Origin of the sequence: Pseudomonas sp. BGI-2, from assembly GCF_004310295.1 — a bacterium.
GTDB lineage: Bacteria > Pseudomonadota > Gammaproteobacteria > Pseudomonadales > Pseudomonadaceae > Aquipseudomonas.
On sequence record NZ_SISB01000018.1, the window covers coordinates 67287 to 91831 of the forward strand.

Sequence of the window (24545 nt, forward strand, 5' to 3'; positions counted from 1 at the left end):
TCTATAAAAGAAGCTGTAAAACATGGCGCCATTGTCGACAGCCAACCCAACATGAGACAAACTCAACCTTTTCGTGTTGATCACAAGTTTTCCTCATGGAGCCACTCGGTGCTTGAAATCCGTCACCTGAAGACCCTGCACGCCTTGCGCGAGGCGGACAGCCTGGTCGATGCCGCCGACCGGCTGCACCTGACCCAGTCAGCCCTGTCCCACCAGTTCAAGGAGCTTGAGGAACGGCTGGGGATGCCGCTGTTTGTGCGCAAGACCAAACCGGTGCGGTTCACCAGCGCGGGTTTGCGCCTGCTTCAACTGGCGGACGCGACCCTGCCGCTGCTGCGTGGCGCCGAGCGTGATATCGCGCGTCTGGCGGGCGGCACGGCGGGCCGTTTGCACATGGCGATTGAGTGCCACAGTTGCTTCCAGTGGCTGATGCCGACCATCGATCAGTTCCGCGATGCCTGGCCGGAAGTCGAGCTGGACCTGGCCTCTGGCTTCTCCTTCGCCCCGCTGCCGGCCCTGGCCCGTGGCGATCTGGATTTGGTGGTGACCTCCGATCCGCTGGAACTGGCCGGGATCACGTACGTGCCGTTGTTCACGTATGAAGCGATGCTCGCGGTGGCCAACCAGCACCGTCTGGCGAGCAAGGCCTACATCGTTCCGGAAGATCTGCTCACGGAAACGCTGATTACCTACCCGGTGGAACGCGATCGGCTGGACATTTTCACCCGCTTCCTCGAACCGGCCGACATCGAACCGGCGCAGGTCCGCACCTCGGAACTGACGGTGATGATGATGCAATTGGTGGCCAGCGGACGCGGCGTGTGCGGCATGCCCCATTGGGCGCTGCACGAATACAGCTCACGGGGTTACGTGAAGGCCAAGCGGCTGGGCGAGAAGGGTTTGTTTGCGACGCTGTATGCGGGGATTCGGGCGGACATGCTGGATGCGCCGTACATGCGCGACTTCTTGCTGACGGCCAAAGACACATCGTTCTCGACACTCGACGGGGTCAGTGCCGTCCGATAAAGCAACGAAGGACTTGTAGGAGCGAGGCTTGCCCGCGAAGCTTTTTGCCGGCCTCAAGGACGCCTTCGCGGGCAAGCCTCGCTCCTACAGGATCTATGTGATCCTTAGATTTCACGCCACATGTGGATTTTGTCGAAGTAGTCTTCGCCGACGCGTACCGCCATGGGTTCGAGGCCGAACTGGATGAAGCCACATCGCTGGTACAAGTTGAACGCGGCCTCGTTGCCGGCGGTGACGGTCAGCTGGATCAACCGCAGGCCTTGATGGTTTTGCGCTTCGGCCAGGGCGGCTTGCACCAGTTGCTGACCCAACCCACGCTGCCGGACCTTTCCAGACACGTACAGGCCAAACAACGTCGCCTTGTGCCGAGCCTTTTCCCGGGGTTCGAAGGCCAGGCCGACGATGCCCGCCAATTTGCCCTCTTCAAACGCCCCAAGCACCACATCCAGTTGGCTGGTCAGGCGCGATTCCCACCAGCTCAGCGGCATCGCGGCGCGCTCGCGTACGCTTGAGGTGAAGGCCTGCGGATGCAGGTCGTAGGCTTCAAGCATCAGTGCCCGATAGTCCAGGGCATGGCTGGCATCCAGTTGTTCAATCCACACGGTCAAGCTGTCCGTCGTTGCTCAAGCATCAGCCGCACCGCCAGCGCCGACAAAACAAACCCCATGAAGTAACGCTGCACCGCCAGCCAGGTCGGGTTGTTGACGAACCAGGACGCGATGCCCGCAGCGAATATCGCGATCAGCAGATTGACGCAGAAACTGACGCTGATCTGGGTCAGGCCCAGCACGATGCTTTGGGTGAATACGGAGCCATGTTCAGGCGAGATGAATTGCGGAAACACCGACAGGTAAAACACCGCGATCTTCGGGTTCAGGGCACTGGTGAGAAACCCCATGGTGATCAATTTGCGCGACGAGTCAGGCGGCAACTGCTGCGCTTCGAAGGGTGAACGCGCTCCGGGTTTGACCGCCTGCCAGGCTAGCCAGACCAGGTACAGCGCACCGGCCCACTTCAGCACTTCGTACGCCATCGGCACGGCCAGAAACACGGCGGTCAAACCGGCCGCGGCGGCGAACAAATGCACGAAAAACCCCGCGACCACGCCGAGCAATGAGGTCACGCCGGCCTTGCGTCCCTGGCAGATCGAACGGGAGATCAGGTAAATCATGTTCGGCCCCGGCGTCAGCACCATCAGCAACGCGGCAGCGGCGAATATCAGCAAATCTTGAAGCGGGATCATGGGGGCAGTCCTGGTCCGTAAAATAAGTAGCCGTGAATGATCAGACGGTCGCGGTCAGCGAAGCTCGATAAAACGGCAGGATTAGGTCCCGTGTCAATGGCGCCAGCGTGAGATCGCCGTCGGTGGCCGGATCGATCCAGCGCACCTCTTCGATCTCCGCCGCAGGCGATACGTCTGAATCGATGGTCAGCTGAAAGAGTTCGGCCTGTACGACAAAACCCGGCTCGTTGGCGGCCGGTGCCGAGAAGGGTCCCAGGTAGGTGGCGTGCGCGGGGTCGATGACCAGCCCAAGTTCTTCTTCCAGTTCACGGGCCAGGGCATGAACCGGTTGCTCGTGGGCCTCGATCTTGCCGCCAGGTTGCATGAAGGCTTCGGTGCCGCGCTTGCGGACCAACAGCGTGCGACCGTCGGGGCCGATCAGCAGGGCGGCGGCAATGCGGATGATGCGGGGGGAAGCGGCAGATGAAAGCGTCATGGATCAGGATTGGCCTTGGGTAAAAACCGCAAGGATCACATGGGTGTCGGGGCGTCGTCACTGGGAAAAAATATCTGCCTGGCACTGCCGAACCCATTGTAGGAGCGAGCCTGCTCCGGGCGGCGTTCCGACGATAGCGGTCTTTCAGTCGACATCAATGGTGAATGTCAGTCCGTCATCGTCGGAACGCCGCCCGGAGCAGGCTCGCTCCTACACGGGATCAGTGTTGGGCCTGGATTGCCGGGCTCTCTTCGAGGATTGCGGCTTCTCCTTTCTCCGGCACCTTCACAAAAACACTGTATTTCGCCCCTTCCATCGCCTCGAACGCGATCAGCTTCTCCACCAGCGGTCCGCTCAGCACCTTGCCCGCATTGAGCAGCAACATGCCGTTATCGGCATTGAGGTTGTGCGCCAGAATCATGCCGGCCGCCAGGTCCCGGGTGGCCAACACCTTAACCGTCGGATCGACCAGCGACACATCGCTCAGGTAGGCGGCGCAGACCTGAATAAAGTCCTCGACCAGGGCCGGATCGTAAAGTTTGCCGGCGTACTGGCGGATGTAGACCAATGCTTCATCGCTGTTCATCTGGCGCTCGAGGATCAGCCCACGCTGCAACTCGATGAAATCCACCGCCAGTTTCAGCCACCGCGAACCCAGCGGAATCGCCTCGCCCTTGAGCCGGTCGGGGAAACCAGTGCCGTCCCAGCGTTCCTGATGGTGAAGGATCAGGCGAGCGGCATCTTTCATTGGGTCGAGGGTCATCAGCAACGATTCGCTCTGCTTCGGGTAACCGCGATAGCGTTCCTGATCGCTGTGGTGCAGCAGGTCCGCAGGCGCGGTCATCATGCTGTCGGTCCAGCTCAGCTTGCCGATGTTGTAAAGCGCCGCGGCCATGGTCAGGTCGCGGGTACTGCCCTCGTCCAGGCCATGGCGTTTGCAGTACACCCGCACCAGTTCGATGATCTGCCGGTTCGTCTGCTTGGCCGGCGGCAAACGCAGGTTGGCCAGCAACGAAAACACCTCAGTGCCGGTGACATAGCTGTGTTTGAGCTCTTCGTAGGCCAGGTCGAGCATGTCGGCGGTCTGCTGCAGCTCGGAGGTGCGGGACGCGACGTGTTTTTCCAGGGTCGCGTTGAGCAGCTTCAATTCCTCGTTGCGATCCCACGTCTCCTGCATAAGGCGCAACCGTTCGCGCTCGGAATGCTGGTACGCGAGGGATTGTCGCAACGTCAGCAGCAACTCCTCATCGTGCCAGGGTTTGCTGATGTAACGGTCGATCTGCCCCTCGTTGATCGCTTTGACGATCATCGTCAGGTCGGCATAACCGGTCAGCAAAATGCGCAGTGTGTCGGGATGGCGCTGGTGGATGTGCGCCAGCAGCGTCGCGCCGTCCATATTGGGCATGCGCGCATCGCTCATCACCAGGTCGACGGGCTGTTTGCCCATGATTTCGAGGGCCTGGGCACCGCTGGTGGCCAGCAGCACGTCGTAGGGTTGGCCGCGCAAGAGCCGGCGCAGACTGTTGAGGATCGATTCCTCATCGTCGACCAGCAGAATTGTAGGTTTATAGGTGACAGGCGTGGGGAGTTGCTCTTCCATGGCATTACCTCAAGCGAAACGGGCGTTGTTGCGTCAGTCATCAGCCAAAACATTCCGTTTCTGGCCCTGCCTGAGCTACAGGCTAGATGATTTCCAGCAAGCCCCCTGGAAATGATTCGTTTCAGTCACCCGGGCGAAGTGCTGCGCGGGCGACTATGCTCTGCTAACTCGGATCCATTATCTGTACCGTTGCCACGTGATCAGGGAAAGGATGCCCCTATGAGCACACCGCTCCACGCCTCCGCTCCCGGCGTATGCCTATGAATACGCTGCTGGCGCGCACCAACCGTCGGATTCTTATCGTCGACGACACCGCTTCGATCCATGCGGACTTCATCAAGATCCTCAGCCCGCCATCGATCGATGACAACGACCTGATCAGCGCCGAAAACGCCCTGTTCGGGACTCAAGCGACGGCAACACTGCAAAGTTTCATGCTCGATTCGGCATTTCAGGGCCTTGAAGCATTGGGCAAGGTCGAGCGAGCGTTGGCCAACGACCTGCCCTACGCGATGGCCTTTATCGACATGCGCATGCCGCCGGGCTGGGACGGTCTTGAAACCATCGAACGACTGTGGCAGATCGATCCCAAGCTGCAAGTGGCGCTGTGTACTGCCTATTCCGACTATTCCTGGGAAGACATCGATGAACGCCTGGAGCTGGGCGATCGCCTGCTGATTCTGAAAAAACCCTTCGATGCCATCGAAATCCGGCAGATGGCCAGCGCACTGACCGCCAAATGGCAAATGACCGAAGACGCAGCGCTGAAGATGTCGCTGCTGGAACAGGCCGTCGAAGAACGCACCCGGGAGCTGTCCGACGCCAATATCATCGTGCAGAACAGCCCGACCATTCTGTATCGCCTGCGGGGCGAACCGTTGTTTCCGCTGATGTACATCTCCCACAACATCACCAAATACGGTCACGTCGCGGCGAACCTGGTCGCCTCGGCCAATTGGGCCCAGGAGTTGATCCACCCGGACGACCAATCGAAGGTCGACACGGCCATGGCCCGGGTGCTGGACCGCCATGCGGCGGGCGCGTCCATCGAGTTCCGGATGCGCACCGGCGACGGTGCCTGGCGCTGGGTCGAAAACCGCTATATCCCGGTGCGTGACGACGAGGGGCGTTTGCTGGAAGTTGAAGGCATCATCATCGACATCACTGAACGCAAGGTCGCCGAGGAGAAAATCGCCCTGCTGGCCCGCACCGACGGGCTCACGGGGCTGGCCAACCGTGCCACCCTGATCGAACGCCTGCACCAGGCGTTCGCCGCCGCGCGTCGGGGCGCCACACCGTTTGCGATGTTCTACCTGGACCTGGATCACTTCAAACGAATCAACGATACCCTCGGTCATCCGGTGGGCGACCTGTTGCTGCAGGAAGTCGCCCGGCGCATCAAGGCCTGTGTACGCGAAAACGATGTGGTCGCCCGTCTCGGCGGCGACGAGTTCGCCATCCTGCAACTGGACGTCAGCGACCCGACGCACTCCGCGGCACTGGCCGCCAAGGTCCGCGATGCGCTGGTGCTGCCCTATTCCCTGGCCGGCAATGACGTACGTGTTTCGGTCAGCATCGGCATCAGCAGCTACTCGCCGCTCATCACCAGCGCCGACGGCCTGCTGAACCAGGCCGACATGGCGCTCTATCGCTCCAAGGAAAAGGGCCGCAACCAGTATCACTTCCATTCCGAGGAGATCAATCAGGAGGTGGTCGAGCGCATGACCATCGCCAACGATCTGAAAACCGCCATTGAACATGAAGAACTCGAACTCCGTTACTGGCCGGAAGTTGACCTGAGCAGCGGCAAGATCCTCGGCATGGAAGCCCAGGTCAGCTGGAATCACCCCGAGCGTGGATTGCTGGAAGCCCCGGCGTTCCTGCCGGCCGCGGAAAAAACCGGCGTTATCATCGCCCTCGGTCACTGGGTGCTGGATCGCGCCTGCCAGCAAATGCGCCAGTGGCGCGACGAAGGCATGGCGCCGCCGGTCATTGCCATCAAGCTGTCCCTGGCTCAGCTGAAAAGCGGGCCCGAACTGATCTATGACGTGCTGCGCACCACCGCGCGCTGGGAACTGTGCGCCTGGGACCTGCGCTTCGATGTCACCGAAGCGACCCTGGCCCAGACCAAATGGACCCACAACGACGTGCTGCCGCGCCTGCGGGAGCTGGGGGTGAAGATCGCCATCGACGACTTCGGCACCGAATACTCCTCGTTCGACTACCTCAAGACCTACCAGGTCAATCACCTGAAACTCGCCCAGGCCTTCATCGACACCGCGGCTCGCGACCCGGCCAGCGCCAACACGTTGCGCGCGATTATTAATTTCGCTCGAGAGGTAGGGATCGGAATCATCGCTGAAGGCGTCGAAACCCAGGAACAGCGCAGTTCGCTGATGGCCACAGGCTCGCCAATGAACGCTCAGGGTTACTTCTTCAGTAAAGCGGTCAGCAGCCAACAGGCCGCTCAATTGCTCAAAGCCGGCAGCATCATACCCACAAGTCACTACACCGGACCGATCCTGGACAACCCGCATACCACGGAGGACAAGGAATGAAATCTTCGTCCGTCCAGACCAACCGGCGCATCCTGATCATCGACGACACGCCCTCGATCCATCAGGACTTTCGCAAGATCCTCGGACCCGATACCGAAGGTGAACAGACCCTGGCCGGCACCGAAGAGGCGTTGTTCGGCACGCAACAACGGGCTCGCCTCACCTTCCAGCTCGATTCCGCCTATCAGGGCCAGGAAGCCCTCGAGCTGGTCAAACGTGCCCAGTCCGAAGGACGCCCGTACGCCATGGCGTTCACCGACATGCGCATGCCGCCAGGTTGGGACGGGCTGGAAACCATCGAACAACTCTGGAAGATCGACCCGCATCTGCAAATCGCGCTATGCACCGCTTTTTCGGATTACAGCTGGGAAGACATGGCTGAACGGCTGGAGTTCGGCGACCAGTTGCTGGTGTTGAAAAAGCCCTTCGACAGTCTGGAAATCCGTCAGATGGCCAGCGCCCTGACCTGGAAATGGCAGATGACGCACGACGCGGAGACGAAAGTGCAAAGCCTGGAGCAAACCATCGAGGCGCGGGTCCACGAACTGCTCAAGGTGTCTCACCTGTTGCAATACGACGTATTGACCGATCTGCCCAACAGCACGCTGCTCGGTGATCGGCTGAACCAGTCGCTGGCGTTGTCGCGCCGCCATGACAAGCAACTGGCGGTGATGTTTCTGGGTCTTGATCGCTTCAAGCGCATCAATAATGCCTTGGGCCATCCGGCCGGTGACGAGATGCTCAAACGGGTCGGGCATAGCCTGGTGTCCACGGTGCGCGAGTCCGATTCGGTGTTTCGCTACGGCGCTGACGAATTCGTGGTGATCCTCGCCGATATCCGCCATCCCCAACAGACCAAAGGCATCGCCGAAAAACTCTTGAACGCCATCTGCACGCCCCAGCACATCGCCGGCCATGACCTGAGCGTGACCGCCAGCCTGGGCATCAGCATCTACCCCGATGACGGCTTCGATGCCATCGCACTGATCAAGAAAGCCGAAACCGCGATGCGCAACGTCAAAGAAAGCGGCCCCAATGACTTCCGCTTTTTCATCGACGAGATGAACCAGCGCGCCCGGGATCAGCAGAGCATCGAATCAGGTATTCGCCTGGCACTGGAGCGGGACGAATTTGTCCTGCATTACCAGCCAAAACTGGACCTGAGCACCGGCGAGGTGGTCGGTGCAGAGGCCTTGATTCGCTGGCAGAAACCGGGGCACGGCTGGGTTTATCCGTCGGATTTCATTGGGGTGGCCGAAGACAGCGGCTTGATCGTGCCGTTGAGCAAATGGGTGCTGGCCCAGGCCTGTGGACAAGCCTGCGCCTGGCAGGCAGCCGGGCTGCCGAAGCTGTGCATGTCGGTGAATGTGTCGGCCATCGATTTCCGTCAGCGAGGCTTTGTCGAAGGCATTGAACAGGTCCTCGAACAAACCGGTCTGGACCCGTCCCTGCTGGAGCTGGAAATCACCGAAGGCGTGCTGATGCAAAACATCGATGCCACGGTCACCGCCCTGAACCGGATCAAGGCAATGGGGGTGCGACTGGCCATTGACGACTTCGGCACCGGTTATTCCAGCCTGAGTTACCTGCGGCGTTTTCCCATCGACGTGCTGAAAATCGATCAGTCGTTCATTCGCGGCCTGAGCCGTGACAGCAACGACGCGGCGCTGGTCAGCGCCATCATCAGCCTGGGCAAGAGCCTCAAGCTGACCATCATCGCCGAAGGGGTGGAAACCCTCGAACAGCTGGATTTCCTCAAGGCCCATCAGTGCGAGGAAGGCCAGGGTTACTACTTCAGCAAAGCCGTGGCGCCGGATGACTTTGTGCAATACCTGACGTCGGTGAAATCCCCTCCTCCTGCCGCCACATGACCGATAAGCAGCGACACACGGGCCATCAGCCAAGGAATCATCAGATGTCGCCATCCTCCTATCGTCTTCTTCTGCTGCCCTTGCTCGGGTTTTGTTTGATCGCCAGCGGTGCACCACTGAACGAGCCGCTCAAACCGCTGCCGGCCGTCCCACAGCAAAATCCTCTGCGGGTCGAATTGGGTCGCCAGTTGTTCAATGAACCACGTTTGTCGGTCAACAGCAGCCTGTCCTGCGCCAGCTGCCACCGACTGGAGAGCGGCGGTGCCGACAACAAGGCGTTTTCCATCGGCTTCAACGGCCATCCAATCGCCATCCACACCCCCAGCGTGTTCAACGCCAGCCTGAACTTCCGGCAGTTCTGGAACGGTCGCGCCGACACCCTGGAAACCCAAATCCACACCGTGGTGCAGAGCCCCAGTGAAATGGGCAGCAACTGGGAACTCGTGGTGCAAACGCTGTCTGCCGATCCGGCTTATGAAACCGCGTTCGGCGACGCCTACCCGGACGGCGTGACCATGAACAATGTGCAAAACGCCCTGGCCACCTACGAGCGCACGCTGATCAGCGCCAACTCGCGTTTCGACCAATACCTGCTGGGCGACACCGACATTCTCACCCGCGAGGAGAAATACGGTTATCAACGCTTCAAGGACTACGGCTGCATCACCTGCCATCAAGGGGTCAACATCGGCGGCAACATGTTCCAGAAGTTCGGGGTGATGGGCGATTACTTCAAGACGCGAGGCAACTCGACTGAAACCGACCTGGGCCGCTACCTGGTGACCAAGGACGAAGAGGACCGCAATGTGTTCAAGGTCCCGAGCCTGCGTAACGTTGCGGTGACCGCGCCGTACTTTCACGACGGTTCGGCCAAAACCCTCGAAGAGGCCGTGGACGTGATGTTCACGTTTCAGCTGGGGCGCATCCCCTCCGCAGAGGACAAGGTGCTGATCATCCAATTCCTCAAGACCCTGACCGGTGAATGGGAGGGCAAACCGTTATGAAAATGTCCCGCCGACGCAGCCTGGCGCTCCTCGGTATCGTGGCCCTGATACTGGCCTCGATACTGCTGTTTCTGTACCTCAAATCCAGTTCGAACCAGACGTCGACCTACACCGAATCCCGGGATCTGGTTTCCCGGATGAAACAGCTGAACGCGCAATGGGAAACGGAAATCCTCAAGACCAGGATTGCCATCAACCATAACTACGATCCGCTGGTCGCACCGCTGACCGAGATGACGAAACTGTGGGAGCGGTTCGACACGATGGAGTCGAATCACGGCCGCAACGACTCGCCCGTTTGGCTCACCAGCCATGATGCGTACCTGAGCGCCATCGAGGAAAAGACCCGACTGGTGGAACAGTTCAAGTCGCACAATGCCGTGTTGCGCAACTCACTGGCGTTTCTGCCGACCGCCGAGGACGACATTCAGGAACCCCTCGCCCAGTTGCAGGACGGAGACAAACTGCAACTGCAAAACATCGCCAACGACACGTATGACCTGGTACTGAGCACCATGGAGTTCGCCATGGTCACCTCTGACGACAAGGCCGCCGAAATTCTGGTGGGCCTGAGCAAACTGAAAGTGAATAAACTGCGACTGCCGGAGCAATTCCACAGTCCGCTGGATATTCTCGACAAGCACATCGCGCTGATCCTGCGGGAACAGCCGGTGGTCAACCGGTTGCTGGAAAACATCGAGGCCATTCCCGTGGCGGAACGGTTGGACGACATCACCGATCTGCTGAACAACGATCAGCAGCTCACCGACGCGATCGACCAGCTTTATCACTTCTACATGCTGGTGTTTTCGGTGCTGCTGGTGCTGTTGCTGGTGTACCTGGCGATTCACCTGATGCGCAGTTTCACGGTGATCAATCGCGTCAACAAAGCCCTGCAAACCGCCAATGATGACCTCGAAAAACGGGTCGAAGAGCGCACCCGCGAGCTCAAGGATACTCAGAGCGAACTGCTGGACACCGCGCGCCAGGCCGGCATGGCCGAAATCGCCACCAATGTGCTGCACAACGTCGGCAACGTGCTCAACAGCGTGAACATTTCCGCCGACCTGGTCAGTCGCAAACTGCGCAGCAGCAAGGCCCAGGGGCTGGGCAAGGCGATGCAGCTGATCAACGAACATCAAGGCGACCTGGGCACCTTTTTAACCCTGGACGAGAAAGGCAAGTTACTGCCCGGCTACCTGAATCAATTGGTCGACGCCATTGCCCTCGAACAGCAAAGCATGACCGAGGAACTGGCCCAACTGACCAAAAGCGTCGACCACATCAAGGACATCGTCGCCACCCAGCAGTCCTACGCCGGCGCCAACAGCCTGATGGAACCGCTGCACATCAGCGAACTGCTGGAAGACGCCTTGCGCATGAACTCCGGCGCCCTGACCCGGCATCACGTCACGGTGGTCAAGGAGTACAACGAGGTGCCGCAGGTCATGGGGGACAAGCACCGCTTGCTGCTGATCCTGATCAACCTCATCAGCAATGCAAAATACGCCATGTCCGACCTCAGTAATCGTCCGCGACAAATGACCCTGGGGGTAAAAATCGTCGAAGACGCCACCCTGCAAATCAGCGTCAAGGATGATGGCGAAGGCATCGCGCCGGAGAACATGACGCGAATCTTTGCCCACGGGTTTACCACCCGCAAGGAAGGTCACGGCTTTGGTTTGCACAGTTGCGCATTGGCGGCGATCGAAATGAACGGCCACCTCAGCGCCCACAGTGACGGGCCTGGCAAAGGTGCGCAGTTCACCCTGCAGATCCCGCTGAAAACCGTCACGGAGGAGGCATGAGTGAACTTTCGAACCGGCGCATTCTGCTGATCGACGACACGCCGTCGATTCATGATGACTTTCGCAAGATCCTCACACCGGTTTCGGTGCAGCACGTCGAACTGGACGAGATGGAGGCCACGCTGTTTGGCAGTGAAGTCAAAGCCACCACGGCCCTGTTCGAACTGGATTCGGCGTATGGCGGCCAGGAAGGCCTGGGCAAACTCACTCAGGCCTTGCAGGAAAGCCGCCCCTACGCCCTCGCGTTCGTGGACATGCGCATGCCTGAGGGTTGGGACGGCGCGCAGACCATCGAACACCTGTGGCAGGAAGACCCGCGCCTGCAAGTGGTGGTGTGTACCGCGTACTCCGACTATTCCTGGGATGAACTGCTGGACCGGCTCCAGGCCCATGACCGCTTGTTGATCCTGAAAAAACCGTTCGACAACATCGAAGTCCAGCAGATGGCCAACACCCTGCTGACCAAATGGGAGATGACCGAGCGCGCGTTTGTGCAAATGAGCCACCTGGAGCATCTGGTGGACCAGCGCACCACCGAGTTCAAACAGGCCAGTGAGGCGTTGCAGCGAGAAATCGACGAGCGCAAACAGCTTGAATCGCAACTGGTGCAATCGGAAAAACTCGCCTCACTGGGGCAATTGGCAGCCGGCGTCGCCCATGAAATCAACAACCCCATCGGCTTCATTTCCTCCAACCTCGGCAGCCTTGATGGCTACTTCAAGCAACTGCAGGAAATGCTCGACGCCTATCGTGAGGCCGAAGAAGCGATTGCTTCAATCGTGGTCATCGAACGGCTTGGGCAGTTACGTGAACGGATTGAACTGGAATGTTTGCGCGACGACATTCCGTTGCTGATCAAGGAATCCAAGGAAGGCATCAACCGCGTCGGGCAGATCGTCAAAGACCTGAAGGACTTCTCCCGGGTGGACTCCAACCAGGAATGGCAGTGGACCAATCTGCAACAGGGCATCGAATCGACCCTGAACATCGTCGCCAATGAACTCAAGTACAAAGCCGACGTGGTGAAGGCGTATCAGCCGCTGCCCGACATCGAATGCCTGCCGTCGCAAATCAATCAGGTGATCATGAACCTGATCGTCAACGCGTCCCAGGCGATGGGTCCGCAGCGCGGCACCATCACCCTGCGCACCGGGCTTGAGGGTGAACGGGTGTGGATTGAAGTGGCAGATACCGGGTCGGGAATTGCGCCGGACAGCCTGCAGAAAATCTTCGACCCGTTCTTCACCACCAAGCCGGTGGGCCAGGGGACGGGGCTTGGATTGTCTCTGTCTTATGGGATTGTGAAGAAGCATGGGGGGGATATTTCGGTGTGCAGTGAGGTGGGTGCAGGGAGTACGTTCCGGGTCGAGCTACCCGTGCACCAGACAAAACCTTCTGCCTGAATACCGTAATAAATGTGGGAGTGAGCCTTGTGGTGAGGAGATTTATCCCCGTTCGGCTGCGCAGCAGTCGTAAACCCATTGCATGCGGTTTGACTTTGAAATGCCGGGGCCGCTTCGCAGCCCAACGGGGATAAATCCCCTCACCACATAGCTCACTCCCACAGGGTTATGCATTGTCCGGGGGTCAGGTGGTCTCCTGGAAATCCATCTCCGGTGGCTGGCGGCGGAAACCACCGGTCAGCACCGCCAGGTACACCACGCCAATCGCCAGCCAGCTCAGGCCCAGGTAAATCGCCCGGTGATCGAGGCTGACCATCAGCCACAAATCCGCGGCCAGGCCAATGAACGGGAACAACAGGAACAACACGAATTCACGCAGGCCTTTGTTCTCACCGCCGATCCAGTAGTGAAAGATCACCGACAGGTTCACCAGACTGAACGCCAGGAACGCGCCGAAGTTGATGAACGAGGTCGAGGTGGTGACGTCGAGTTTAAGTGCCAACAAGGCCACCACGGCGCACAACAGGATGCTGTTGACCGGGGTGCCAAAGCGTTCGTGCAAGGTGCCGAAGAACGATTTGGGCAGCACACCGTCGCGGCCCATGGCGAACAACAGACGCGAACCGCTGGCCTGAGCCGACAGGCCCGAGGCGAACTGGCCGACGATCAGGCCGATCAGGAAGATCGACACGAACAGGTCGCCGCCAATGTTGCGGGCGATTTCATAAGCCGCCGAGTCGACGCTGTCGAACTGGAACGACGGATGCGCGATCTGCACAAAGTACGAGACGCTGACGAAGATCAGGCCACCGATCAGGGTAATCAACATGATCGCCCGCGGGATGGTGCGGCGCGGATCGCGGGTTTCTTCAGTCAGGGTGCTGACCGCGTCGAAACCGAGGAACGAGTAACAAGCAATGGCCGCACCGCTCATGATCAGCGGCATCTGCATGTCGCCGTTGAAGAATGGCTTCATCGACCACAACGGTGTACTCGCATCGCCACCGACGTAGTGAATGCACAGCGCGACGAAGGCAATCAGCACCAGGAATTGCACCAGCATCAGCAAGGCGTTGATGCCATTGGCCAGTTTCAGGCCGACGATATTGATCGCGCTGGTGATGCCAACGAACGCCAGCACCCAGGTCCACTGCGGCACGGCCGGGAACGCGGAGTTGAGGTAGGCGGCGCCGATCAGCCAGATCGCCATGGGCAGGAACAGGTAATCAAGTAGCACCGCCCAACCGGCGATGAAGCCGAGTTTCGGGCTGATGGCCTTGCGTACATAGCTGTAGGCCGAGCCTGCGACGGGGAACGCCGAGGCCATTCGGCCGTAGCTCATGGCGGTGAAAAACATCGCCACCAGCGCTGCCAGGTAAGCGGCCGGGACCCTGCCGGCGGTGGATTGAGCGAGGATGCCAAATGTGCCGAGCACAATGATCGGCGTCATGTAGGCGATGCCGAACAGCACCACCGAACCCAATGACAGGGTGCGTTGCAAACGAGCCATGAGCGACTACTCCGAATTTATTAGATTTATGGGCAGAGCCGAGTTCGGCGCAAAAATTTCGGGTGTTGCCTGATCGTTCCCATGCTCCGCGTGGGAATGCAGCCGGGGACGCTCCGCGTCCCAAAAGCGGACGCAGAGCGTCCGTTGATGCATTCCCACGCAGAGCGTGGGAACGATCGGTGGTCAGCGCGAAGGAATCAGCAACTCCCGCACGCCAGAAGCCCGCTCGACAATCTCACCCGGCAACTTCAGCCGTTGATCATCCAGATACCGATAGTCCTTGCGTGCCGCCTCCAACCGGCTGAAATCCAGCTCAACCGCAAACTGCCCTTCCTCCCGCCCGGCCTCGAACAACAAGGTGCCAAACGGATCGACGAGCGCACTGCCACCGGCAAACACCAACCCGTCATCGCTCTCTTCCACCCGGTTGACCATCAGCGCAAACGCCTGGTTTTCCTGGGCCCGCGCCATGATCGCGGTGCGGTGAGTCGGGCCGTAAGGGTCCATGTTGCCGTTGGTGACGATCAGCAATTCAGCGCCCAGTTGCGCCAGGGCACGGGCGGTTTCCGGGAATTCGATGTCGTAGCAAATCAGCAGGCCGACCCGCACGCCGTTCCACTCGCAGGTGGCGTAACGGTCGCCTGCCTCGAACACGCCGCGATCCGACGCCCAAAGGTGGGTCTTGCGGTATTTCAGGGCGATGCCTTCAGGGGTAATCAGCAACGTGGTGTTGTAGAAGCGACCGTTGTCGTTCTCGGCCATGCCGATCCCCACGGCGATGTTGCGCTCGCGGGCAGCCGCCACGACGGAGCTGACCGCCGGTCCGTCCAGCGGTTCGGCGGTTTGGGCCACGGTGTCGGCGGACGGAAAGCCCATCAGGTGGGTTTCCGGAAATACGATCAGCTGCGTATCGACGTGGCAGGCAGCGATGGCGGCCAAGGCCCGTTCGAGGTTGTACGCGGTGCCGTTGTCACGGCCCGCCAACTGGGCGAGTTCGACTTTCATGGGTAGTCCTTGTTATGGGCCGGGCGGCAGAAAGATTGCCCGGTCTGTGTCTGTGCGCCAGTATGCGCAGCAAGCCACCGGCCGGGGAATCACGCCGCTGGGGTAACCCGATAGGGGTAGAGGCATGACACTTTCATTAGACGATATCGCTTGGCACCGCTCGGTCGGGCAACTGATCGACGCCCTGGACAAGCCCAATTTCTGGACGCAGCTGGTGCGCCTGCTGGATCAGTACGTGACCTTCGACAGCTGGGTGGCGCTGCTTTTCAGCGCAGACCAGCACCCGCAAGTGTTCGCCGAATGCCCGGGCGAGGACGGCAGCCCTGATCAGTTGTTCCAGGATTACCTGCGCGGCCTGTACCTGCTCGACCCGTTCTACATCGCTTGCCGCGAACAGTCGCGCACCGGGCTCTATCGCCTGTCGGAAGTGGCGCCGGAGCATTTCGAGCTGACCGAGTATTACCAACGCTACTTTCGTCTGAATGTGGTGGCCGATGAAATCCAGTTCAATTGCCAGCTCGAAGGCGACCGCACGCTGTGCCTGTCGTTGGGCAGCAAGCAGCGTTTCAGCGGCCAGCAGATTGCCTTGCTGTCGCTGATCCAGCCCTGGGTGCTCGGCCTGTTGCGCCAGCGCCTGCCCTACGAAATCAACGAAGCCGTGGCCCTCGCGCCGGCGCCGGTCAAGGGCGACTGGCGCGTTCAGCTGGAGGCTTCGGTGCAACAACTCAAGGGTGCGCAATTGACCGCCCGGGAACTGGATGTCGGCCGATTGATGCTCAGCGGTTGCTCCAGTAAAGAAATCGCCCGTAAGCTGGAAATCTCTGCTGAAACCGTGAAAGTCCATAAGAAACACATGTACAGCAAGCTGGGGATCAAATCCCAGTCCGAGCTGTTTTCGATATTCCTCCAGGCGCAGAATGCCTGACATGGCACGGTCCTGTAGGAGCGAAGCTTGCTCGCGAAAGCGGTGTGTCAGCCAATATCAATGTTGAATGTGATGGCCTCTTCGCGAGCAAGCTTCGCTCCTACAGGGTCCGTGTGTACCTGCTAACCGAGACCGAACCCAAGGAACCCGTATGAGCCTGTCACTCCTGAGCCGCTACGCCTTCTTTGCCGCTTGCGTGATATTCACCCTCGCCAGCCTGCCCTTCCTGGAACACGACTGGCTCTGGCCGATCACCGCCGTGACCGGTGTCTTGAGCCTCGTGGGCCTGTTCGACCTGCTGCAAAGCCCTCACGCGGTGCGTCGCAACTACCCGATCCTGGGCAACATCCGCTATCTGGTGGAGGGCATTCGCCCAGAGATCCGCCAGTACCTGCTCGAATCCGACAGCGACGCCCTGCCCTTCTCCCGGGCCCAGCGCTCGCTGGTCTATTCCCGGGCCAAGAATGAAAGCGCCGACAAACCCTTCGGCACGCTGATCGATGTGTACCAATCGGGTTTCGAATTCATCGGCCACTCGATGCGCCCCGCTCCATTGAGCGATCCGAGTGCTTTTCGCGTCATCGTTGGCGGACCGCAATGCACCCAGCCGTACTCGGCCTCGGTGTTCAACATCTCGGCCATGAGCTTCGGCTCGCTCAGCGCCAACGCCATTCGCGCGTTGAATCAGGGCGCCAAACTCGGCAACTTCGCCCATGACACGGGCGAAGGCAGCATCAGCGCTTATCACCGGGAAAACGGCGGCGACCTGACCTGGGAACTCGGCAGCGGCTACTTCGGTTGCCGCACCCCTGACGGACGCTTCGACCCGGAGCGCTTCGCCGCCCAGGCGCAAACGCCGCAAGTGCGGATGATCGAAATCAAAATGAGCCAGGGCGCCAAACCCGGTCACGGCGGCATACTGCCCAAGCACAAGGTCACCAAGGAAATCGCCGAAACCCGCGGCATCCTGATGGGTGAAGACTGCATCTCGCCGTCGCGGCACAGCGCGTTTTCCACGCCGATCGAACTGATGCACTTCATCCAGCAGTTGCGTGAACTGTCCGGCGGCAAACCGGTGGGCTTCAAGTTCTGCCTCGGCCACCCATGGGAATTCATGGGCATCGCCAAGGCCATGCTGGAAACCGGCATTCTCCCGGACTTCATCGTCGTCGACGGCAAGGAAGGCGGGACAGGCGCGGCACCCGTGGAGTTCACCGACCACATCGGCGTGCCGATGCGCGAAGGTCTGCTGTTCGTGCACAACACGTTGGTAGGCCTGAACCTGCGGGACAAAATCAAACTCGGCGCCAGCGGCAAGATCGTCAGCGCCTTCGACATCGCCAGCGTCCTGGCCATCGGCGCCGACTGGGCCAACTCGGCGCGCGGCTTCATGTTTGCCATCGGCTGCATTCAGTCGCAAAGCTGCCACACCAACAAATGCCCGACCGGCGTCGCCACTCAGGACACCCTGCGCCAGCGTGCGCTGGTGGTCCCGGACAAGGCCCAGCGCGTCTTCAACTTTCACCGCAACACGCTCAAGGCCTTGGCGGAAATGCTCGCGGCCGCCGGTCTTGACCATCCTTCACAGCTGTCGGCCAAGCATCTGGTGCGGCGCATGTCGGCAACCGAGATCAAGCTGTTCTCGCAGCTGCACGTGTTCTTGAAACCAGGGGAGTTGCTGACGGGTGAGGTGAATGGCGAGTTTTACTCGCGGATGTGGCAGATGGCGCGGGCGGACAGTTTTGAGCCCAACGAGGTGATTGCTGCGTAAGGATTGCTCTGCATGCCAGCCTTATGGAGAGGCTGGCATCAGCGACACCTTCACGCTTCGCGCTCGCCAGACAGGACAAATCTGGAAAAGAAGAACCCGCAGATCAGACTCAACAGCGAGAACGACGCGACGGTCACCAACCCGTGGATTTTCCAGACATCGGCGTAATGTCCGACCACAAAACTCATTACCCCCATAAAGAACACATAGATCAGATAACGAACCACCGACGCCCCGGCCTCAAACGTGTAAAGCGCATGCACATAGAATGAGAACGTTGCTGCCACACAAAACGCCGAAAAATTACTGGAGGCCTGGCTAAACTCGGCCGCGGTAGTCAGTACGTAAAATATCTGCCAATGAATCAGCGTATTGGCCACGCCAACGACCGCGTAAGTGGAGAGTGCTTTCCATAAGGCTTTCATGTTCGTTCCTTGAACTGTTCCCGTTTCAGGTAGGTTTCAAACCTAAAGTCGGGGGCAGGTGTGTGTCTACTGTAAGAACTAACAGGTAGCGCGGCATTCCAGACCAATGGGCACGGGGTTCACCACTGGAGAGAGGGAATACGGGCGGGTTCTTTCATGACGATAAAGCCGTAATCCCCCAGCAGATAAACCCGATAGAACAGACTGTCCACCAGCGGTGGATAACCCTGATAACCCACCAGCGTGGCGTTGCGCCGTTCCTTTTCCCTGACCACATTGGTAATGCCTGCTTTGGGCAGGTTTTCAGCGAGCATGTAAAAGTCGATGTTCAGCAGGTAATGCAAAACCGGCATCTGCTTGAACGAGCCGGCGGCACTCACCAACCAGTGATCGGAATACGTCACCGACATGTAAATACGCTTGGCATCGCGCAACGCCGGGCGGGAAGCAATGTCGGCACTCAAGGCATACAACGCTTGGGTCGCGAAGGTTTTTTGTAACGTCAGCACCCGCCCATAAGCGAAGGAAAGCGAAAGCATCGCCAACAGCGGAACCAGCAACAGCAACGGCAGCTTTCCATGCACCGGCGCCAGCGCCCGATGGCTCAGGTAGAACAGCAGCACCAGCACGACTGCAAAGCCCATCAAGGTGCGGGCGCCTTCATTGAAGTCGCGGAAAAACAATGAAGCCCCCGGCACCAGCACCATCAGGACGGGCAAGATCAACAGGCACAGCAGGCCGATCACGGTTTTGTTCAGGCCTCTGTCCTCACGCTCCAGTACGCGTTGCCCTACACGCACGGCACCGACAATGGCGCACAGCAACAGCACAGCGAACATCCAGGCAAACCCGCCATGGAACAGCAACACGATTTTTTCCAGCACCCGGCCCGCATTGGTTTCAATTTGCTGCAACGGTGCCGCTGCCCCGTTCAACAACGCAGTACGGCCCTGAGTCATGAAGGAATAGGCCGTGGCGAAATAGATCAACCCCGCCAGCCCCACCTGCGCCACTTTGTAGCCTATCAATCGGTAAAACGCGGGCCATGGCAATTTGTCGTCCGCCCCCCGCAACAGCTCCAGGCAACAGAGCCCGAGAAGCACATTGAAGCTGACCTGATAAAGCCCGATGGCCAATGCAATCAGCGCGGCAGGTATCAGCAGTCGTTGGACGCGCGAGGGGCTTTGAAAGGTGATCGCATAGATCACCGCCACCAGGCTCAGCGCCATGGTCGGTCCGTCGTATTGATACGACAGGTTTTGCAGGAAAAACGGGTTGTACCAAAGCGGCAGCACCACCAGGCAATGGGCAAATGTCGGCTCGGGGAAGTAGTGGAACGTCAGTCGGGTCAGGGTCGTACTCATCGCCAGCGTGGCGATCAACAGCGGTAACGGGAAGATGTTCGGCGCAGCACTGCTGAAGGTCAGCAGGTTGTAGAACCACTGTGCGAACAACCGACCCTCCCCTGCCCAACCAGTACCGGCGGCCAGGGCACGCCAGTTGTCATCGATGTAGGGAAAATCCGCGAGGATCAACGGCAGGATGTAAATCAGCGTCGCAAAAAAAAACATCAACCAGACCTGACGGCCTGTGAGCTCTTTGTCGAGCCATTCGCTGATCCGCATGCCGGCGCCTCTTGGGAATTTCGCCTTCAATCGATAAAGCTTTGAATCTCGACGGTAGTCAGAGATCGCCGACCTGCGCAGCTTTTAGACAAGCGGTTGCTCCCTCAGCGATGCACTGAGACATTCCGTAATATCCGCACTTTGCAATTGCCGGCGAATCCCTGCACCCTGCGCGCCGCCAATGTGCGGCGCGCAACCTTTTGTGTCGCCGGCGCTCCTGCTTCAAAACCCGTTCAAGAGCCCGCAGCCATGACGACTGAACGCGATCACCGGATCGACTTTTTCCGTGGCCTGGCACTGATCTTCATTTTCTGGGATCACGTGCCCCACAACCCGTTGGGTCAGATCACCCTGCGTAACTTCGGTTTCAGTGATGCCGCCGAAATCTTCGTGTTCCTCGCCGGCTACGCCGCCGTTCTGGCCTACGGCAAGATCCTTGCCCGCGACGGTTACTTGATTGCCTGCGTAAAAATCCTGCGTCGTGCCTGGGTACTGTATGTGGTGCATATTTTTCTGCTGGCGATGCTGATGGGCATCGTGTTCTTCGCCAACAGCCACGTGGAAACCCGAGATCTGGTGGAGGAGATGGGCATGCACCACTTCATCAGCAATCCGCAGCAAGCCTTGATCGATGAGTTACTGTTGCGCTTCAAACCGAACCTGATGGATCCGTTGCCGCTCTACATCGTGCTGCTGGCAGGCTTGCCGCTGGTGCTGCCGATATTTGTGCGCAAGCCATGGGTGGTGGTGGCGATGTCGTTTGCGGTGTACCTGACGGTGCCGTTGTTCGGCTGGAATCTGGCTGCCATCAAGGACGGCGTGTGGTACTTCAACCCCGTCGCCTGGCAACTATTGTTCGTACTCGGCGGTGCCGCTGCGATTCACGCGCAGCGCCCAGGCTTGCGCGACAGGCGCCCCTTGCTGCGCCAGCCTTTGTTTGTGAGTGCGGCGTTGTACGCCGGCGTTGCCGGGGTGCTGACCGTATTATGGCGGTGGCCGCAACTGCATGATTCGATGGTACCGGCCACCCTGAGCAACTTGCTGTACCCGATCAGCAAGACCGACCTGTCGCCGGTGCGCCTGCTGCACTTTCTGGCGCTGGCGTATGTCACGGCGAAACTGTTGCCGGACACTGGCTGGACGCAGAACTGGCTGGCACAGCAATGCAGTCGCATGGGGCGTTACTCGCTGGAAGTGTTTTGCCTTGGAGTGTTGCTCGCGCCGTTGGCGGACATGGTCAATGCCTTGACCGATGATGCGTTTGCCATGCAAATCTTCACAGCGTTGGTGGGGGCCGGGTTGATGGGGTTGCTGGGGGTTTGGCTGGATTTCAACAAACGCCTGACCGCACCGATTCAAACGGTGCCGGTCAACTGAGGCACACCAAGCCTTTGTGGCGAGCGAGCGAGCTTGCTCGCGCTCGGCTGCGAAGCAGTCGTAAGTTTTCAGGGCCGCTACGTGCCCGCGCGAGCAAGCTCGCTCGCCACAGGTAATTTCGTCAGCCAACAAAGCCCCGGCCAATGGACCGGGGCTTTTGCGTTTCAGGCGTGACGACTTTACGAAGCCGAGCGCACCGCACCTTGCGACACATTGGTCGGTTGCAGCTTGAACACGTAGAACACCACAGTCAGCAATACCAGGAACGCCGGGCCGACATACAGCGCCACGCGGGTGTCCGGGAAGTACGCCATCAGGCCGACCACCAGCACCAGGAACGCCAGCGCCAGATACGAGCTGACCGGGTACAGCCACATTTTGTACTTCAAGCCGGCACGTTCGCTGGCACTCAGGCCTTTGCGGAACCTGAGCTGGGCCAGCAGGATCATCACCCAAGTCCAGATCGCGCCGAAGGTGGCAATCGCCGTCACCCAGACGAAGACTTTTTCAGGCACCAGGTAGTTGAGCAACACGCCCAACAACAACGCGCCGATCGACAGCAGCAGCGCACGACGTGGCACGCCGTTGTTCGAGGTCTTGGCGAAACCGGCCGGGGCCTGGCCATTCTGCGCCAGGCTGTAGAGCATGCGCCCGGTGCTGAAAATGCCACCGTTGCACGACGACAGCGCAGCGGTGATCACCACGAAGTTGATGATGCCGGCCGCGGTCTTGATGCCCAGGCGTTCGAAGGTCATCACGAACGGACTGCCCTGAGTGCCGATTTCGTTCCACGGGTAGATCGACAGGATCACGAACAACGCGCCGACGTAGAACAGCAGAATCCGCCAGAACACCGAGCCGATCGCGTTAGGAATGGTCTTCTGCGGGTTCTTCGCTTCACCGGCAGTCAGGCCGATCATCTCGACGCCGAGGTAGGCAAACATCACCATTTGCAGGGACATCAACACGCCTTGCACGCCGTTGGGCATGAAGCCGCCGTGGGCCCAGAGATTGGAAATCCCCAGCGCCACGCCGTCGTTGCCGAAGCCGAATGCGATCACGCCGATGCCGCCGACCACCATCGCGATGATGGTGACGATCTTGATCAGAGCGAACCAGAACTCGAATTCACCGAAGGCTTTCACCGCAATCAGGTTGATCGAACCCATGCTGATCAACGCGGCGAGTGCCCAGATCCAGCGCGGCACATCGGGGAACCAGACGCCCATGTACACCGCCACCGCAGTGATTTCCGCGACACAGGTCACCAGCCACAGGAACCAGTAGTTCCAGCCGGTCAGGAAGCCCGCCAAGGGGCCGAGGTAGTCTTGGGCGTAACGGCTGAAGGAGCCGGCGACCGGGTTGTGCACGGCCATCTCGCCGAGGGCGCGCATGATTACCAGTATCGCCAGACCGCCGATGATGTAGGACAGCATGATGGCGGGGCCGGCCATTTCGATGGCCTTGGCCGAACCGAGGAACAGACCGACACCGATACAGGCGCCGAGCGCCATCAAGCGAATATGCCGTTCGCCGAGTTCGCGTTTAAGCGGGCCGCCCTGAGCGGTCTCGCCGTGGGGCAGGTGATTGCCGACTGGCATAGGGATACAACCTCGTCTTGTTATTGGATATGACCACCGAGTAACAAAGCGCTGACCGGTAAGCCATTGCTTCTGAGAAACCGGGCCTGCTTCGTGAGCAAACCCGTCTTGCAGGACAAACCTGCAAGATCAGCGGGGCGTGCAGTATAAAAAGCTTCGTACAGGATTTTTCACTCTATAAACCACAACATTCAGCCAGAACCCCCGGGAAAAGCCCGGTTCGCGGAGGGGCATTACCTGGGCTTTGTAGGATTTTTCACCAGCTGAAACGGCGCCGAGTATTGCACAGCATTGGTGCATCGTCATGTCCCTGCTCCGGCCTTATTTACCGTTCGACGTGTCTGGCAAAGGCATTCCAGGCCGACCCACACCTTTTTGGTGAAATAGCTGTCGTGGCGAGGGGATTTATCCCCGTTCGGCTGCGCAGCAGTCGTAAAAACCGTTGCACTCGGTACATCTGATAGACCGCGATTGCTGGTTTTGGAGCGGCTGCGCCACCCGACGGGGATAAATCCCCTCGCCACAAAAGTCCTCATCGCCAAATCCTTCACAAGAATCAGAAATTTCTCTTAACAGTCTCAACGTCGATACAGATCACTGCCTACTAGCCTGAAAGCGTCACTCAACTGTCTTGCAAGGAAGCAATGGATTGCCTACTCAACCTAACTCGCATCGTCTGCGCTTGGGCCGACACTCCGAAACCGGTCGTGCTTATCTCATCACCGCAGTCATCCATGATCGCCAACCCATTTTCTCTGACTGGCAATTAGGTCGCCTGCTTGTTGCAGAAATGCGACGGGTTCACGACTCCGGGCTGGTGAACTCAATCGCCTGGGTGGTTATGCCCGATCACTTTCATTGGCTGATGCAATTGCAAGATGGCAAATTAGGGGATGTCGTCAGTGCTACCAAAGCACGATGCTCCCAGGCAGTGAACAAAACGACCGGCCGAAGTGGCTCTTTGTGGCAAACCGGCTATCACGACCGCGCAATCCGCGATGGAGAAGAAATTCTTCCGTTCGCTCGCTACATTGTTGCCAACCCGTTGCGCGCAGGATTGGTAGAAAAAATCGGTGATTACCCACTCTGGGATGCCTGCTGGTTGTAACGTCACTCCCCTTCTGTGGCTACCGAACTCCCCGTGGCGAGGGTAATGCTGTTCACTTAAGCGCGAACACCTGCATTTGTGGCGAGGGGATTTATCCCCGTTCGGCTGCGAAGCAGTCGTAAATCCAGACAACTTAGTCTGTCTGAAAAGACGCTGGGGCCGCTTCGCAGCCCAACGGGGATAAATCCCCTCGCCACAAAAATCCCCCTC

The 24545-nt window shown here is 59.3% G+C and carries 19 protein-coding genes; 10 read left to right on the plus strand and 9 right to left on the minus strand.

The window, feature by feature from the left end; genetic code table 11:
• The first annotated feature begins 108 nt into the window (after positions 1-108).
• Positions 109-1026 carry a transcriptional regulator MetR gene (gene metR / locus EYC95_RS14185; protein ID WP_131060908.1) on the plus strand — a complete coding sequence of 306 codons (918 nt, stop codon included), beginning with the start codon at positions 109-111 and terminating at the stop codon, positions 1024-1026.
• Between the two features lie 104 nt (positions 1027-1130).
• On the opposite strand, the gene EYC95_RS14190 is transcribed toward metR, so the two are convergent.
• From EYC95_RS14190 to EYC95_RS14205, 4 genes are all read right to left on the minus strand, one after another.
• Positions 1131-1628: a GNAT family N-acetyltransferase gene (locus EYC95_RS14190; RefSeq protein WP_131060943.1), complete on the minus strand. Its 498-nt coding sequence runs from the start codon at positions 1626-1628 to the stop codon at positions 1131-1133.
• Between the two features lie 2 nt (positions 1629-1630).
• Positions 1631-2269 (minus strand): LysE family translocator, encoded by a 639-nt coding sequence (locus EYC95_RS14195; RefSeq protein ID WP_131060909.1) that lies wholly within the window; start codon positions 2267-2269, stop codon positions 1631-1633.
• A 40-nt stretch (positions 2270-2309) separates the two neighbouring features.
• Positions 2310-2744 (minus strand): NUDIX domain-containing protein, encoded by a 435-nt coding sequence (locus EYC95_RS14200; RefSeq protein WP_131060910.1) that lies wholly within the window; start codon positions 2742-2744, stop codon positions 2310-2312.
• A gap of 220 nt (positions 2745-2964) precedes the next feature.
• Positions 2965-4344 carry an HD domain-containing phosphohydrolase gene (locus tag EYC95_RS14205; protein ID WP_131060911.1) on the minus strand — a complete coding sequence of 460 codons (1380 nt, stop codon included), beginning with the start codon at positions 4342-4344 and terminating at the stop codon, positions 2965-2967.
• 254 nt (positions 4345-4598) lie between these two features.
• Here EYC95_RS14205 and EYC95_RS14210 point away from each other — a divergent pair, with 254 nt between their 5' ends.
• From EYC95_RS14210 to EYC95_RS14230, 5 genes are read left to right on the plus strand one after another with little or no spacing between them, the layout of a single operon-like run.
• On the plus strand, positions 4599-6902 hold the full coding sequence (locus EYC95_RS14210) for an EAL domain-containing protein (RefSeq protein ID WP_131060912.1): 2304 nt from the start codon (positions 4599-4601) through the stop codon (positions 6900-6902).
• Positions 6899-8773, plus strand: coding sequence for a bifunctional diguanylate cyclase/phosphodiesterase (locus tag EYC95_RS14215; protein ID WP_131060913.1), 1875 nt, complete (start codon positions 6899-6901; stop codon positions 8771-8773). The genes EYC95_RS14210 and EYC95_RS14215 overlap by 4 nt, the downstream gene beginning before the upstream one ends.
• Before the next feature lie 44 nt (positions 8774-8817).
• Positions 8818-9777 carry a cytochrome-c peroxidase gene (locus tag EYC95_RS14220; protein WP_131060914.1) on the plus strand — a complete coding sequence of 320 codons (960 nt, stop codon included), beginning with the start codon at positions 8818-8820 and terminating at the stop codon, positions 9775-9777.
• Positions 9774-11585: a DAHL domain-containing protein gene (locus EYC95_RS14225; protein ID WP_131060915.1), complete on the plus strand. Its 1812-nt coding sequence runs from the start codon at positions 9774-9776 to the stop codon at positions 11583-11585. The genes EYC95_RS14220 and EYC95_RS14225 overlap by 4 nt, the downstream gene beginning before the upstream one ends.
• Positions 11582-12988, plus strand: coding sequence for an ATP-binding protein (locus tag EYC95_RS14230; RefSeq protein ID WP_131060916.1), 1407 nt, complete (start codon positions 11582-11584; stop codon positions 12986-12988). Before EYC95_RS14225 ends, EYC95_RS14230 begins: the two co-directional genes overlap by 4 nt.
• A 184-nt stretch (positions 12989-13172) precedes the next feature.
• On the opposite strand, the gene EYC95_RS14235 is transcribed toward EYC95_RS14230, so the two are convergent.
• On the minus strand, positions 13173-14498 hold the full coding sequence (locus EYC95_RS14235; protein WP_131060917.1) for an APC family permease: 1326 nt from the start codon (positions 14496-14498) through the stop codon (positions 13173-13175).
• Positions 14499-14681: 183 nt separating this feature from the next.
• Positions 14682-15503 carry a carbon-nitrogen hydrolase family protein gene (locus EYC95_RS14240; protein WP_131060918.1) on the minus strand — a complete coding sequence of 274 codons (822 nt, stop codon included), beginning with the start codon at positions 15501-15503 and terminating at the stop codon, positions 14682-14684.
• Positions 15504-15627: 124 nt separating this feature from the next.
• Between EYC95_RS14240 and EYC95_RS14245 the strand changes: the two genes are divergently transcribed.
• Together EYC95_RS14245 and EYC95_RS14250 are read left to right on the plus strand one after the other, a co-directional pair.
• Positions 15628-16428, plus strand: a complete 801-nt coding sequence (locus tag EYC95_RS14245; RefSeq protein WP_131060919.1) for a helix-turn-helix transcriptional regulator — start codon at positions 15628-15630, stop codon at positions 16426-16428.
• Positions 16429-16579: 151 nt separating this feature from the next.
• On the plus strand, positions 16580-18199 hold the full coding sequence (locus EYC95_RS14250; RefSeq protein WP_131060920.1) for an FMN-binding glutamate synthase family protein: 1620 nt from the start codon (positions 16580-16582) through the stop codon (positions 18197-18199).
• A gap of 50 nt (positions 18200-18249) precedes the next feature.
• Here the strand turns inward: EYC95_RS14250 and EYC95_RS14255 are convergent, their stop codons facing one another.
• Together EYC95_RS14255 and EYC95_RS14260 are read right to left on the minus strand one after the other, a co-directional pair.
• A complete protein-coding gene (locus tag EYC95_RS14255) occupies positions 18250-18624 on the minus strand; it encodes a GtrA family protein (RefSeq protein ID WP_131060921.1) in 375 nt (124 codons plus the stop codon).
• Between the two features lie 119 nt (positions 18625-18743).
• Complete coding sequence (locus EYC95_RS14260) at positions 18744-20249, minus strand: glucosyltransferase domain-containing protein (RefSeq protein WP_131060922.1); 1506 nt, start codon at positions 20247-20249, stop codon at positions 18744-18746.
• Positions 20250-20498: 249 nt separating this feature from the next.
• On the opposite strand from EYC95_RS14260, the gene EYC95_RS14265 reads away from it, so the two are divergent.
• Complete coding sequence (locus tag EYC95_RS14265; protein WP_131060923.1) at positions 20499-21626, plus strand: OpgC family protein; 1128 nt, start codon at positions 20499-20501, stop codon at positions 21624-21626.
• Between the two features lie 179 nt (positions 21627-21805).
• Here the strand turns inward: EYC95_RS14265 and EYC95_RS14270 are convergent, their stop codons facing one another.
• Positions 21806-23227 carry an amino acid permease gene (locus tag EYC95_RS14270; RefSeq protein ID WP_131060924.1) on the minus strand — a complete coding sequence of 474 codons (1422 nt, stop codon included), beginning with the start codon at positions 23225-23227 and terminating at the stop codon, positions 21806-21808.
• Positions 23228-23876: 649 nt separating this feature from the next.
• Here EYC95_RS14270 and EYC95_RS14275 point away from each other — a divergent pair.
• On the plus strand, positions 23877-24335 hold the full coding sequence (locus tag EYC95_RS14275; RefSeq protein ID WP_131060925.1) for a transposase: 459 nt from the start codon (positions 23877-23879) through the stop codon (positions 24333-24335).
• The last annotated feature ends 210 nt before the right edge of the window (positions 24336-24545 follow it).